The sequence below is a fragment of the Streptomyces sp. NPDC057963 genome (assembly GCF_042887155.1).
Classification (GTDB): Bacteria; Actinomycetota; Actinomycetes; order Streptomycetales; family Streptomycetaceae; genus Streptomyces.
In genome coordinates this window covers 236,461-249,909 of sequence record NZ_JBHVPX010000013.1, presented here as the reverse complement: position 1 = coordinate 249,909, position 13,449 = coordinate 236,461, and the positions used below count along the sequence as shown (strand labels likewise).

The window sequence follows — 13,449 nt, the reverse complement described above, 5'->3', positions numbered from 1 at the left end:
CCAGGGACGCTGTGTCTATGAGGTCATAAGCTGGCTTTATGACCGGCGAAGAACATGTCCCTCTCTTCCATCGGGTTCCCGACCTCGGTGCCCTGGAGCTGCTGCTCGCGGTCGCCCGGCACGGCAGCCTGGGGCGTGCGGCACGGGACGTCGGCGTCACCCAGCCCGCGGCCAGCAGCCGTATCCGGTCGATGGAGCGCCGGCTCGGCCTGGCGCTGCTGGACCGTTCGCCGCGTGGCTCCCGCCTCACCGACGCGGGCGCGCTGGTCACCGACTGGGCGCGCCGGATCGTCGAGGCGGCCGAGGCGTTCGACGCCGGCACGCAGGCGCTGCGCGACCGGCGGGACTCCCGGCTCCGGGTCGCCGCCTCCATGACCATCGCCGAATACCTGCTGCCGGGCTGGCTGATAGCCCTGCGGGCCGAACGGCCGGACACCGCCGTCTCGCTGCTCGCCGGGAACTCGGCGGCGGTCGCGGGGCGGCTGCTCGTCGGCGAGGCCGACCTGGGCTTCGTGGAGGGCCTGTCCGTGCCGGAGGGCCTCGACGGCACGGTCATCGCCCACGACCGGCTGGTCGTCGTGGTCGCCCCGTCCCACGCCTGGGCCCGCCGCCGTACGCCCCTGACCCCGCAGGAGCTGGCCGCGACCCCGCTGATCCTGCGGGAGCACGGCTCCGGCACCCGCCAGGTCCTGGACGCGGCGCTGGCCGTGCACGGCGGTCTCGCCCAGCCCCTGCTCGAACTCTCCTCGACGACCGCGGTGAAGGGAGCGGCGGAGAGCGGCGCCGGGCCGTGCGTCCTGAGCGAGCTGGCGCTGGGGGAGGAGCTGTCCGCCAGGCGCCTGGTCAAGATTCCGGTCGCCGGGGTGCGGCTGAGGCGGCAGCTGCGGGCGGTCTGGCCGTCCGGCCACCGCCCGACGGGGCCGGCACGCGATCTGCTGTCGCTGACGGGGCAGGGCAGGTAGCCGGAACGGGGCCGGTGGCCGACGGGGCGGGGGCAGATGGCCGACGGGGCGGACGGGGGCCGAGGGGCCGCGACGCGTGGCGGGCCGCGCGTTCCGTCCTGTGTGTGCTTCCCGAAGCCGTGTGCGCTTCCCGAAGCCGCGGGTGCCCCTCAGGGCCGCGCGCGTTCGCCGGCCGCCGTCCTCCGCGTCGGCGCGAGGTCCTCGAACGGTGTACGGGCCGGGACCAGCCGGGCCGTCGAGGCCGACACCAGTGCCCGCGCCAGCCGGGTGTCCTCGCCCATCTCCGGGTGCCACTGCACCCCGAGCACCCACCGCGGCCCGGGTAGTTCGATCGCCTCGATCGTGCCGTCCGCCGCGTGCGCGGACGCCACGAGGTCCGGCGCGAGCCGCTCCACGCACTGGTGGTGGTAGGTGGGGACGGCGGACTCCTCGGGCACGATCGACGCGTAGAGCGTGTCCCGCACGGGTGTCACGGGGTGCACGCCGAGGACTCCGGTCGCGCCCAGCGGGCCGGCGTGACCGTCGAGATGCTGGGTCAGAGTGCCGCCGAGCGCCACGTTGAGCAGCTGCATGCCCCGGCAGACGCCGAGCACGGGTGTGCCCGACTCCAGCGCGGCCTCGATCAGGGCCAGCTCCCAGGCGTCGCGCTCCCGCGCCGGCGGGCCGGTCCGGAAGTCGCGCTCCGCGCCGTACCGCCCGGGTTCCACATCGGCGCCGCCCGCGATCACGAGGCCGTCCAGCCGGGCCACCGCGGCCGCGGCACGGGCGGAGTCGTCCGGCGGGAGCAGCGCGGCCAGGCCGCCGGAGCGCTGGATCATCCGCGGATAGGCGGCCGGGAGAAGAGCCGCGGGCAGCTCCCAGACACCCCAGTGGGCCACGGGCTCCAGATAGGTGGAGACGCCGATGAGAGGTTCGGACACGGGGTGGTCCCTCCGGTCGGCCGCCCGCTCGGGCGGACTCGGTTCCATGGCTTCAATGGTGGCAGAGATTACCTTTGCGTTGCCGGGAGTTGCGCACCGAAGCGGAACCGGTGGCCCCGGTCAGGACAGGAACCCGCGCAGCAGCGCGGCCGTACCGGCACAGTGCTCGCGCATCACCGCACGCGCGGCCTCCGCGTCCCCGTCGAGAACCGCCTCGACGAGACTCGTGTGCTGATGCTGCGAATGCTCCAGGTTCCGCACGAGCAGCGGTATGCAGTCCAGGAGGTCGTTCACGGTGGCCCGGACGGCGGCGTACTGCGCGCTCAGCGACGCGGAGCCGGAGAGTTCGGCCAGGGTCAGGTGGAACAGGGTGTCGCGCCTGCGGTACTCGGGCAGAGGTGCTTCGTGAGTCGCCGTCAGAGCCGTACGCAGCCGGTCCGCACCCTCGTCCGTCAGTCCCTGTGCCGCGCACAGCCCGGCCGCCCCGGCCTCCAGCACCTCGCGGAAGCGCAGCACGTCCTCGATGTCGACGGACTCCACCTTCCGGCGCAGCTCGTCCTCGCCGGGGCTGCCGGTGCGGGGCAGCACGAACGTGCCGCCGTACCGTCCGCGCCTGCTCTCCACCAGGCCCTGGTCCTGGAGGACCTTCAGCACCTCGCGCAGGGTGACCCGGCTGATCCCCAGCAGCTCGGCCAGCTCGCGCTCGGCCGGCAGCCGCCCGCCGCCGGGCACCAGCCCGAGCCGGACCACCTGGAGGATCTGCTCCAGCGCCTCCTCGAAGCCGTTTCCCGCCCGGACGGGCCGCAGTACGGGCATCAGGCGGTCGGTGGACCCGCTTTCCTCGGCCATGGCCCGTTTTCCCTTCACAATTAATGGTTCTCTCGCATACCTTAAGCCTTCCGGCTGACCGAAGGAGGAGTATCCCGTGGCAGACCGAACACCACCGCTGGGGATCGAGGAGCTGCGCGCCCTCGTCGCGAGCGGTGAGATCGACACCGTCGTCCTCGCCTTCCCCGACATGCAGGGACGGCTGCAGGGCAAGCGGTTCGCCGCCGGATTCTTCCTCGACGAGGTCCTGGAGCACGGCACCGAGGGATGCAACTACCTCCTCGCCGTCGACACCGACATGAACACCGTCGACGGATTCGAGATGTCCTCCTGGGAGCGCGGCTACGGCGACTTCGCCATGCACGCCGACCTCTCCACCCTGCGCCGGGTGCCCTGGAACGAGGGCACGGCCATGGTCATGGCCGACCTCGCCCAGGAGGACGGCTCGCCCGTCGCCGCCGCGCCCCGCCGGATCCTGACCCGCCAGCTGGAACGCCTGGCCGAGCTCGGCTGCACCGCCCACGTCGGCACCGAACTCGAATTCATCGTCTTCAAGGACACCTACGAGCAGGCCTGGGACCGCAACTACCGCGATCTGACCCCGGCCAACCAGTACAACATCGACTACTCCGTCCTCGGCACCGGCCGCGTCGAGCCGCTGCTGCGCCGCATCCGCAACGAGATGGCCGCCGCGGGCCTCACCGTCGAGTCGGCGAAGGGCGAGTGCAACCCCGGCCAGCACGAGATCGTGTTCCGCTACGACGAGGCCCTGGTCACCTGCGACCAGCACGCCGTCTACAAGACCGGTGCCAAGGAGATCGCCGCCCAGGAGGGGGTCGCACTCACCTTCATGGCCAAGTTCAACGAGCGCGAGGGCAACTCCTGCCACATCCACCTCTCGCTCCGGACCACCGACGGATCCGGGCGCGGCGTCATGGCGGCCGAGGACGGCGGCATGTCCCCGGTGATGCGCCACTTCCTCGCCGGGCAACTGGCCGCCCTGCGGGACTTCTCCCTCCTCTACGCGCCGAACATCAACTCCTACAAACGTTTTCAGCCGGGTTCCTTCGCCCCGACCGCCGTCGCCTGGGGCCACGACAACCGGACCTGCTCGCTCCGCGTCGTCGGCCACGGCCGCTCGATGCGCTTCGAGAACCGGCTGCCCGGCGGCGACGTCAACCCGTACCTCGCCGTCGCCGGAATGGTCGCGGCGGGCATCCACGGCATAGAGAAGGGCCTCGAACTCCCCGAGCCCTGCGCGAGCAACGCCTACACCGCCGACTACGACCACGTCCCCACCACGCTGCGCGAAGCCGCCGAACTCTGGGAGCGGAGCGAGATCGCGCGGGCGGCCTTCGGCGACGACGTCGTGGCCCACTACCGCAACATGGCCCGCGTCGAACTCGAAGCCTTCGACGCAGCAGTGACCGACTGGGAGCTCCGCCGCTCCTTCGAACGCCTGTGAGGCACTGAGTGACCACACCCGACCACCCGGTGGAACACCGCGTACTCAACCCGGCGACGGAAGAACTCCTCGCCACCGTCCCGTCCACCCCCGCCGCCGAGGTCGACACGGCGGTCGTCCGGGCCGCGGCGGCCCAGCGCACCTGGGCCGCCCTCGCCCCCGCCGACCGCGCCCGGCTGCTGCGCCGCTTCGCCGCCGCCGTCGACGGCGAAGCCGAACAACTGGCCCGACTGGAGGTCCAGGAGGCCGGACACACCCTCGGCAACGCCCGCTGGGAAGCAGCCAACGTCCGCGATCTGCTCGACTACGCCGCCGGGGGAGTGGAACGACTCGCCGGCCGGCAGATCCCGGTCCCCGGCGGACTCGACGTCACCCTCCTCGAACCCCTCGGCGTCATCGGCGTGATCGCCCCGTGGAACTTCCCCCTGCCGATCGCCGCCTGGGGCCTCGCGCCCGCGCTCGCCGCCGGCAATGCCGTACTCCTCAAGCCCGCCGAGACCACCCCGCTCACCGCCCTGCGGCTGGCCCGGATCGCCCTGGACGCGGGCCTTCCCGAACATCTCCTCCAGGTGCTGCCGGGCGCCGGTGGCGTGACCGGCGACGCCCTGGTCGAGCACCCCGGCGTGGCCAAGATCGTCTTCACCGGCTCCACCCGGGTCGGCAAGCGGATCATGGCCAAGTGCGCCGACCGGGTGAAGCGGCTCACCCTCGAACTCGGCGGCAAGAGCCCCAACATCGTCTTCGCCGACGCCGACATCGAGGCCGCCGCGGCCGCCGCGCCCATGGCGTTCCTGGACAACGCGGGCCAGGACTGCTGCGCCCGCACCCGCATCCTGGTCCAGCGGTCCGCGTACGACCGTTTCCTGGAACTCCTCGCCCCCGCGGTCGAGTCGGTCGTCGTGGGCGACCCGTCCGACGAGAACACCATGATGGGCCCGCTGATCTCCCGGGAGCAGCGGGAACGGGTGCGCGGCTACGTCCCGGAGGGCGCGACCGCCCTCCGGGGCAAGGCGCCCGAAGGGCCCGGCTTCTGGTTCCCGCCGACCGTCCTCACCGACCTCCGCCCGGACGCGCCCGTCGCCACCGAAGAGGTCTTCGGGCCGGTCGCCGTCGTCCTTCCCTTCGAGGACGAGGCCGACGCCGTCCGGCTCGCCAACGCGACGGAGTACGGCCTCGCCGGCTCGATCTGGACCCGTGACGTGGGCCGCGCGCTGCGCGTCTCGCAGGCGGTCCGGGCCGGGAACCTCTCCGTCAACTCCCACTCCAGCGTCCGCTACTGGACGCCTTTCGGCGGCTACAAGCAGTCCGGACTGGGCCGTGAACTCGGCCCCGACGCGCTCGCCGCATTCACCGAGACCAAGAACGTCTTCATCAGCAGCACGGAGGCCTGAGCCGTCATGACCACCACCGACAGCGAGAACATCTGCCGCCGCCTCGTCGGCCGCACCGCCGTCATCACCGGGGCCGCCAGCGGCATCGGCCTGGCGACCGCACGCCGCCTGGCGTCGGAGGGTGCCCACGTCGTCTGCGGCGACATCGACGAGAAGGCGGGCAGGGCCGCGGCCGAGGAGGCCGGCGGCACCTTCGTACGCGTCGACGTCACCGACCCCGAACAGGTCGAGGCGCTGTTCCGGACCGCCTTCGACACCTACGGCTCCGTCGACGTCGCCTTCAACAACGCGGGCATCTCCCCGCCCGACGACGACTCCATCCTCACCACCGGCCTGGAGGCGTGGAAGCGCGTCCAGGACGTCAACCTCACCTCCGTCTACCTCTGCTGCAAGGCCGCCCTGCCCTACATGCGCCGCCAGGGCCGCGGCTCGATCATCAACACCGCGTCCTTCGTCGCGATCATGGGAGCGGCCACCAGCCAGATCTCGTACACCGCCTCCAAGGGCGGTGTCCTCGCCATGTCCCGCGAACTGGGCGTGCAGTTCGCCCGCGAAGGCATTCGGGTCAACGCACTGTGCCCCGGACCGGTCAACACCCCGCTGCTCCAGGAACTGTTCGCCAAGGACCCGGAGCGCGCGGCCCGCAGGCTCGTGCACATCCCGGTCGGCAGGTTCGCCGAGGCCACGGAGATCGCGGCGGCCGTCGCCTTCCTCGCGAGCGACGACTCCTCGTTCGTCAACGCCACCGACTTCCTCGTCGACGGAGGGATCTCCGGAGCGTACGTCACACCCCTCTAGGGCCTTTCGGGACGTCGCGCACGCACGCCGACGGGGCCTGACCGGGCCTCCGCCGGCGGCGGAACCCCGGAGTGGCGGATGAGCGGCGCGACGCCCCGGGCGGTAACCCGGGGCGTCGCGCTCACCGTGGCCGGGCCGGTCGTCGTGCGCCACGCCTTCGACGCGGGGCCCGACGGACCGCCGCTCTCCCCCGTGGCCACCGTCACCGAGGGGGGATCCGGCCGATCGACGACAGCGGGACGAGCGGTGGCGTGGGCGGCTCCGCGGCTCCCCGAACACCTCCGCGGTTCCCCGTGCTCAGAGGAACGTGCGGCCCTCGCCCCGGTACGTCGGCACGGTCGCTGTGATCCGGTCGCCCTCGATCAGCTGCAACTCGTCGAAGCGCTCGCACAGTTCGCCGGCCTTCGCGTGCCGGAACCACACCTTGTCGCCGATCAGCAGATCGTCGGCCGGGGCGCCGAGCAGCGGGGTCTGCACCTCGCCGGGCCCCTCCTGCGGGTCGTAGCGCAGCCCCTCCGGCAGGTACGGGACGGGCAGCCGGTCCGCACCCGCGGGCCCGGACGCCGGATAGCCGCCACCGAGGACCGTCACCACACCCACCCCCGGCCGACGCACCACCGGCTGGGCGAACAGTGCCGCCGGACGCGCCGTGAACGAGGTGTAGTTGTCGAACAGCCGTGGCACATAGAGCCCCGACCCGGCGGCGATCTCGGTCACCGCGCGCTCCGCCGCCGTGTGCTGCACACTGCCGGTGCCGCCGCCGTTCACGAACTCCAGGTCCGGCGCCACCGCCCGGACCGCCCGTACCACCTCGGCCCGCCGGGCCGCCAGCTCCTTGCGGCCCGCGGCCTGCATCAGCCGGATCGCCCGGGAGCGCAGCGGCCGCCCCGCGACCGAATCCCCCACCCCGGCGATATGCCCCTCGTACGCCATCAGCCCCACCAGGCGGAAGCCGGGCCTGCGCGCCACCGAGCGTGCCAGTTCGGCCAGTTGGGCGGGGGAGCGCAACGGTGAACGCAGGGCGCCGATCCTGACCCGGCCGCCGAGCAGCCGCAGCGAGGTGTCCAGCTCCAGGCAGACCCGGATCTCCTCGCGGCCGCCGGCCCGCGCCGCGTCGATCAGCTCCAGCTGCGCGTGGTCGTCCACCATCACCGTCACAGCCGCGGCCAGCTTCGGATCGGCGGCCAGCTCCGCGAAGGCGGACCGGTCGGCCGACGGATAGGCCAGCAGTACGTCCTCGAAACCGGCCCGGGCCAGCCACAGCGACTCGGTCAGTGTGAAGGACATGATCCCGGCGAACCCGGGCCGCGCGAGCACCCGCTCCAACAGGGCCCGGCAGCGCACCGACTTGCTCGCCACCCGGATCGGCTTCCCGGCGGCCCGGCGCACCAGATCGTCGGCGTTGGCATCGAACGCGTCCAGATCGACGACGGCGATCGGGGCGTCCAGATGGGCGGTGGCCCGGTCGTAGCGGGTCCGGTCAGCGGCGCGGGCAGTCATGGCCGCAGCTTGCCAGACGTCCGTACCGCTGGGTAGGGGGATGATCCGCGCAGATCGTCCAGGGGCGGGCCGCCCGCTCCCGCCGGGACCGCTCCACCCCGTAGAGTGACAGGCACGCGGCAACCAACGGGCCTGCCTGTGACGTCGATCCGCGCACGGTACGGAAGAGGACCAGGGGGGCGGATGAGTACCGAGGCGCAGCGGGCTCCTGTCCCGCCCCGCCCCACGGCCCCGCCAGGACCGGTGCCCGCAGACCCGGTGCAGGACCCCGTCGAACCCTCCACGGGCACGTCCGCCCCGCCGTGTCCGCAGGCCCCGCCGCCTGCGGCCGCCGCGCCCGCTCCCGCCGCTCAGCGGCACGAGCCGAAGCACCAAGTGGAGACCGGGCCGAAACGCGAGCCGAAGCACCAACTGGAAACCGGGCAAAAGCCGGTGGCGGCTCCCCGGCCGGCGCCGGCACCCGAAGTCCCGCCCGTGGTTCCGCCCGAAGTCCCGTCGGCGGTCCCGCCCGTGGAGACCACGGCCCGGCTCCGACCCGTGCCCGCGGCACCCGCTCCCGCCCCCGCGTCTGTGCCTGCTGCCCCGCCCGCACCGGCCGTCGTGCCGCCCCGCCCCGAGCAGCCGCCCGCCGCGACCCGGCGACGGCCCGTCGGTGCCGTGGACCTCACCCCGCGTCCGGGCGCGACCCCGGCACCACCCGGCCGGGCGCCCGTCCCGCCCGCGTACCAGCAGCCGCCCCCGTACCCCTACCCGCACCGCCATCCGCTCCCCGAGACGCCCGTCGAGACCACCACCCGGCTGCGCCCCATCCGGCCCCGCCACCGCGTCCGGACCGCGACCGCCGCGGCCTGTGTCGTGCTCGGGCTCGGGCTGATCGGCGGCGCGGCCACCGGCGCCTGGCTCACCAGCGACTCCTCCGCCGACCCCGCCGCCCACAGCGCCTACACCGTGGGCCGCTCCGCCTGGCACAGCGTCCCCGTGGACACCCTTTTTCCCCGCACACTCAGCGGCGACGGAGCGGGTCCCGGCGGTGCCGACCGGGTCTGGACCCGGGTCGCCGTCGCCCCGGACAGCGGCTGCGCGACCGGGCTGGACCCGCTGCTGGCCAGGACACTCGGCCCGGTCGGCTGCGAGCGCATGCTCCGCGCCACCTACACGGACGCCACCAGCAGCAGCGTCACCACGGTCGGGCTGATCTTCACCGAGGGCGACACCGAGGCCATGAGGGCACTGAGCACCCGCTTCGCCGACCAGCACCTCGGCCTGCGCGCCGACCTGATGCCCCGTACGTACCCCGCCAAGGGCACGGTCGCCGCCGGGTTCGGCGACCGGCAGCGCGCCAGCTGGACCGTCCACGTACTGACCGAGGCCCCCGTCGTCGTGTTCGCCGTCTCCGGGTTCGCCGACGGCCGTGCGGTCACCGATCCGCAACCCGTCGAAAAGGCCCTGGCCGCGAACGCCACGACGGCCGCGGCCCAGGCCGGACTCGGCCACGAGGCCAAGGGAATCGCGGACCGGATCGAGCGCGGCCTGCGCCGGACCGTCACCGACCTCACGGAGAAGCCGGAATGATCCGCCGCGCCAGCGCCCGCGCCCGCCGCCGAGCCCTGGGCGCGGTCTGCGCCGCCACCGCGTTCGCCCTCCTGCCCGCGGCGCCGGCCAGGGCCGACGCCATCCGGGACCAGCAGTGGGGCCTCCAGGCGCTCCACACCGATCAGGCATGGCGGACCACCAAGGGCAGGGGAATCACCGTCGCCGTCGTCGACACCGGGGTCGACGGCAACCTCCCCGACCTGGCCGGCCAGGTGCTGCCCGGCAAGGACATGATCGGCTTCGGCGCCGGCCGCGGTGACCGGTCCTGGGCGCGGCACGGCACCGCGATGGCAGGGATCATCGCGGGCCACGGCCATGGCGACGGCCACGACGACGGAGTTCTGGGCATCGCGCCCGAGGCGAAGATCCTCCCGGTCCGGGTGATCCTCGAAGCCTCCGACCCGGCCCGTACCAAAGCCCGCGAGTCCCGCGGCACCGCCCTCGCCGACGGCATCCGCTGGGCCGCCGACCACGGCGCCGACGTCATCAACCTCTCCCTCGGCGACGACAGCAAGTCGGCACACCCCGAACCGGGTGAGGACGCCGCCATCCAGTACGCGCTGAAGAAGGGCGCCGTCGTCGTCGCCTCGTCGGGCAACGGGGGCGAGAAAGGCGACCACATCTCGTACCCCGCCGCCTACCCGGGCGTGATTGCGGTCGCGGCCGTCGACCGGTACGGCACCCACGCCGCGTTCTCCACCCGCCGCTGGTACGCCGCCGTCAGCGCCCCCGGGGTCGACATCGTCGTCGCCGCCCCCGACCGCCAGTACTACGTGGAGTGGGGCACCTCCGCCGCCGCCGCGTTCGTCTCGGGCGCGGTCGCGCTGGTCCGCGCCGCACATCCGGGACTGGCGCCCGCCCAGATCAAGCAACTGCTCATGGACACCGCCCGCAGCGCCCCGGCGCCCGGCCGCGACGACGCCCGCGGTTACGGCATCGTCGACCCCGCCGCGGCGATCAGGGCCGGGGCCGCGCTCCGTCCCGCCGGTCTGCGCGCCGAGTCCGACGAGGCCGGATACCGGAAGCGGTACTTCGGGCCCGGCCCCGCCCCCGAGCAGCGCGGGAGCAGCGCCGCGGGCCGGCTCGCCCCCGCCGCGGGCGGCCTCGGAGCGGTCCTGCTCGCGCTGGCCGTGGTGCTGTGGCGGGGCCGGAGCGGCCGGCCCGTCGGCCTGCGGCGCTGACCGCGGCCACCGCTCGCCGCGTGCTCAACGCGCGGCGTCGAGCACGCCTACCGCCGCTCGGGCCACCGACTCGACGAGCGCGATCCCCGCTTCCTTCGTCGGCTGCCCGTCCGAGAGCACCGCCACCAGACAGCTGCGGCCGTCCGCCGTCACCCGGCCGATGCTGTTGATGTCCCACAGCCCCGTCGTCGTCCGGGGCATCCAGCCGTTCTTCAGGGCCCAACCGCTGCCCGCCGCCGAGACGCCCCACTGCTGGTCGGCCACGACCCGCCCCATCAGCCCGCGCAGATACGTACGGGATTCCTCGCTCAGCTCCGATTCCGTGCCGAACACCGCCTCCAGCAGGGTCAGTTGATCCGCCGCCGTGGTCCGGGTCAGGCCCCACGCGTGCGCCGCCGCCGTCGCGGTCAGGCCCAGGCGTCCATGGGCCGCGTCGAGCGCTTTTGCCCCGCCGATCGCCCGCAGCAGTGCGGTGGCGGAGGCGTTGTCGCTCCGCTCGATCATGGCGGCCGCGCGGGCGCGCTCGTCGGCGGTGAGTGCGCGCTTCTCGTCCTGGGCCCCGAGCAGCAGCGCCGCGAGTATGCCGACCTTGACGATGCTGGCCGTGTCGTACGCTCCGTCGCCGTAGACCGCCCGCGCCCCGCTCCCGGTGTCCAGCACCGCGACCGACACCTCCGCCGCACCCGCGCAGGCCAGCAGCGGCTCCACCGCCCTGGCCAGCGCCGCGTCGAGATCCACCGTCGGCTCCTCACTCGTCGATGCCGGGGTCGGGGCGGCCCCGGCGGCCGGTACGGACGATACGGAGGCCGCGGCGCGAGGAGCGTGACCCTCCGTCGGTCCGGCCGGGCCGCCGCCGTCCGCGGCCGAACCCTCCACCAGGACCGCGGCCGCCACGGACGCGGACAGGACGGCATTGCGGAATCTTCTTCGGGGCATGGCCCGGACGGTAGGAACAGCACCTGGGAACCAGCCGGGGCCGACCTGTCCGCAAGGCAGGAAACCCGAGGTACTACGCTCGCCGTGTGGCACAGAAGAACATTCCGGACCCCGGTTACTCCGACGACGACGGCACGGCCGATCCGGCCCTGGCCGCGGCACTCGCCGCCTGGGCGGCGGACCGGTCGGCCGTCGGCCCGGTACTCGAAGCCCTCCGGGGCACCCGGCTCCTGGTCCCCGTCGTCGCCGTGCTCGGGGAGGTGGAGGAGGACGAGAACGGGCTGCGTCGTGAGAAGACCAGCGACATGGCCGTGCCCACCCTCCAGGCGGGGGACCGGCGGGCCCTGCCCGCCTTCACCTCGACCGACGCGCTGGCGCTCTGGGATCCGCAGGCCCGGCCCGTCGCCGTACCCCTGCACCAGGCGCTGCAGGCCGCCGCGCACGAGAAGGCGGACACGGTCGTCCTGGATCTCGCCGGTCCGGTCGCGTTCGAACTGACCGGCTCCGCGCTCCTGGCCCTCGCCGAGGGCCGTACCAGCGCCGACCCGCTCGACGACCCCGCGGTCACCTCGGCGGTGCACGACGCGGTCGCCGCCGAACCGGCGGTGCTCCGCGCCCACCTCGGCCCCGGCCGGGCCGACGGTACTCTCGCCCTCGTCCTGGCACCCGGCGCGGACCCCGGCGACGCGGCCCGCCGGGTCGCCGAACGGCTGGCGGCCGACGACGTCCTGCGCGCCCGCCTGGTGCAGGGCCTGGACCTCGCCCTGCTCCCGGCCGATGCGACCACACCCGGTGACGCTCTGTTCACTCGCTGATCACCCGAATGGCCACGGCGACCGCTCGGCGGTGCGCATCGACATGGGCGGCGCCTTTCTCGCCGAAGTGATGCTGACGTTCCTGCTGGTCTTCGTGGTGCTCTCGGTGGCCCGCGAGGTCGCGGTCATCGGCTTCGACGGACTGCCGATCGGAATCTCCCTCGCCGTGGTCCATCTGGCCGGCATCCCGCTCACCGGCACCTCCGCCAACCCGGCGCGCAGCCTCGGACCGGCGCTGTTCGCGGGCGGTGAGGCGCTCTCCCCGTTCTGGCTGTTCCTAGTCGCCCCGCTGGTCGGCGCAGTGCTCGCGGCACTGGTGCACCGGCTGACGCACCCGGCCCAGGGGCAGGTCCGGCTCGGGACCGTCCGACGTCCGGTGCGACGACGTGAGCCCCGCCCGGGACGGGCGGGGCTCACGGCCGCAGGAAGAACAGGACGGGAGGAAATAGGGGGGCGGGTCAGCCGAAGACGGGGCCGGTGTACTTCTCGCCGGGGCCCTGGCCGGGCTCGTCCGGTACGAGCGACGCCTCGCGGAACGCCAGCTGCAGCGACTTCAGGCCGTCACGCAGCGGCGCCGCGTGGAAGGAGCTGATCTCGGTGGTGCTGGCGTCCAGCAGACCGGCCAGCGCGTGGACCAGTTTGCGGGCCTCGTCGAGGTCCTTGTGCTCGTCGCCGTCCTCGGTCAGCCCGAGCTTCACGGCGGCCGCGCTCATCAGATTGACCGCGACCGTCACGATCACCTCGACCGCGGGCACCTCCGCGATGTCGCGGGCCATGTCGTCGAAGCCGGGGGAATCACTGGTGGGGGTCGCGTCACTCATGCGCCATACGATAGGCCCCCGCCCGCGCCGGCCCGTCTGCGGGAGCGGCCGGGCGACACCTGGTTAGCGCACGTCCGGGGGAGCTGCTAACCTTGTGTAACGACCGGCTGGGCAGCTATGTGCTCAGCCCACAAGTGGAGGCTCCGATCTCCCACCTGGCTGTCCGTACGGACAGCGGGTCACCGGTCAGGCGGCGACCATCGTTCCGTACGGACGATGGGGCCGCCCGATACGCCCCG

Annotated in this window: 12 protein-coding genes and 1 pseudogene; 8 read left to right on the top strand and 5 right to left on the bottom strand. The window is 73.6% G+C overall.

The annotated features are described in order from the left end of the window. Positions 1-38 precede the first annotated feature (38 nt). Positions 39-962, top strand: a complete 924-nt coding sequence (locus ACFVT1_RS28670) for a LysR family transcriptional regulator (protein WP_389800511.1) — start codon at positions 39-41, stop codon at positions 960-962. A 149-nt stretch (positions 963-1,111) separates the two neighbouring features. On the opposite strand, the gene ACFVT1_RS28665 is transcribed toward ACFVT1_RS28670, so the two are convergent. Beyond that, the gene (locus ACFVT1_RS28665) at positions 1,112-1,882 is read right to left on the bottom strand and encodes a gamma-glutamyl-gamma-aminobutyrate hydrolase family protein (RefSeq protein WP_389800509.1); all 771 of its coding nucleotides are present in this window, start codon (positions 1,880-1,882) and stop codon (positions 1,112-1,114) included. 120 nt (positions 1,883-2,002) lie between these two features. Continuing rightward, positions 2,003-2,731 (bottom strand): FadR/GntR family transcriptional regulator, encoded by a 729-nt coding sequence (locus tag ACFVT1_RS28660; protein WP_389800507.1) that lies wholly within the window; start codon positions 2,729-2,731, stop codon positions 2,003-2,005. 76 nt (positions 2,732-2,807) lie between these two features. On the opposite strand from ACFVT1_RS28660, the gene ACFVT1_RS28655 reads away from it, so the two are divergent. Genes ACFVT1_RS28655 through ACFVT1_RS28645 form a run of 3 tightly spaced genes read left to right on the top strand, consistent with a single transcriptional unit; the run spans position 2,808 to position 6,364 of the window. After that, the gene (locus tag ACFVT1_RS28655) at positions 2,808-4,175 is read left to right on the top strand and encodes a glutamine synthetase family protein (RefSeq protein ID WP_389800506.1); all 1,368 of its coding nucleotides are present in this window, start codon (positions 2,808-2,810) and stop codon (positions 4,173-4,175) included. A gap of 8 nt (positions 4,176-4,183) precedes the next feature. Further along, positions 4,184-5,566, top strand: coding sequence for an aldehyde dehydrogenase family protein (locus ACFVT1_RS28650; RefSeq protein WP_389800504.1), 1,383 nt, complete (start codon positions 4,184-4,186; stop codon positions 5,564-5,566). A gap of 6 nt (positions 5,567-5,572) precedes the next feature. Then, positions 5,573-6,364, top strand: a complete 792-nt coding sequence (locus tag ACFVT1_RS28645; protein WP_389800502.1) for a 3-oxoacyl-ACP reductase — start codon at positions 5,573-5,575, stop codon at positions 6,362-6,364. A gap of 297 nt (positions 6,365-6,661) precedes the next feature. On the opposite strand, the gene ACFVT1_RS28640 is transcribed toward ACFVT1_RS28645, so the two are convergent. Next, entirely contained in the window at positions 6,662-7,864 is a 1,203-nt protein-coding gene (locus ACFVT1_RS28640; protein WP_389800501.1) for an amino acid deaminase/aldolase, read from the bottom strand. 657 nt (positions 7,865-8,521) lie between these two features. On the opposite strand from ACFVT1_RS28640, the gene ACFVT1_RS28635 reads away from it, so the two are divergent. Both ACFVT1_RS28635 and mycP read left to right on the top strand, forming a co-directional pair. Next, positions 8,522-9,436 carry a hypothetical protein gene (locus ACFVT1_RS28635; protein ID WP_389800597.1) on the top strand — a complete coding sequence of 305 codons (915 nt, stop codon included), beginning with the start codon at positions 8,522-8,524 and terminating at the stop codon, positions 9,434-9,436. Next, entirely contained in the window at positions 9,433-10,638 is a 1,206-nt protein-coding gene (gene mycP, locus ACFVT1_RS28630; protein ID WP_389800499.1) for a type VII secretion-associated serine protease mycosin, read from the top strand. Before ACFVT1_RS28635 ends, mycP begins: the two co-directional genes overlap by 4 nt. 24 nt (positions 10,639-10,662) lie before the next feature. Here the strand turns inward: mycP and ACFVT1_RS28625 are convergent, their stop codons facing one another. Continuing rightward, on the bottom strand, positions 10,663-11,574 hold the full coding sequence (locus ACFVT1_RS28625; RefSeq protein ID WP_389800497.1) for a serine hydrolase: 912 nt from the start codon (positions 11,572-11,574) through the stop codon (positions 10,663-10,665). 86 nt (positions 11,575-11,660) lie between these two features. Between ACFVT1_RS28625 and ACFVT1_RS28620 the strand changes: the two genes are divergently transcribed. Further along, positions 11,661-12,389, top strand: coding sequence for an SseB family protein (locus ACFVT1_RS28620; protein WP_389800496.1), 729 nt, complete (start codon positions 11,661-11,663; stop codon positions 12,387-12,389). A 7-nt stretch (positions 12,390-12,396) separates the two neighbouring features. Continuing rightward, positions 12,397-12,729: pseudogene (locus ACFVT1_RS28615) on the top strand (aquaporin); the annotation flags it as partial. A 118-nt stretch (positions 12,730-12,847) separates the two neighbouring features. On the opposite strand, the gene ACFVT1_RS28610 reads toward ACFVT1_RS28615, so the two are convergent. Further along, positions 12,848-13,210, bottom strand: a complete 363-nt coding sequence (locus ACFVT1_RS28610; RefSeq protein ID WP_362210136.1) for a DUF1844 domain-containing protein — start codon at positions 13,208-13,210, stop codon at positions 12,848-12,850. Between the last annotated feature and the right edge of the window lie 239 nt (positions 13,211-13,449).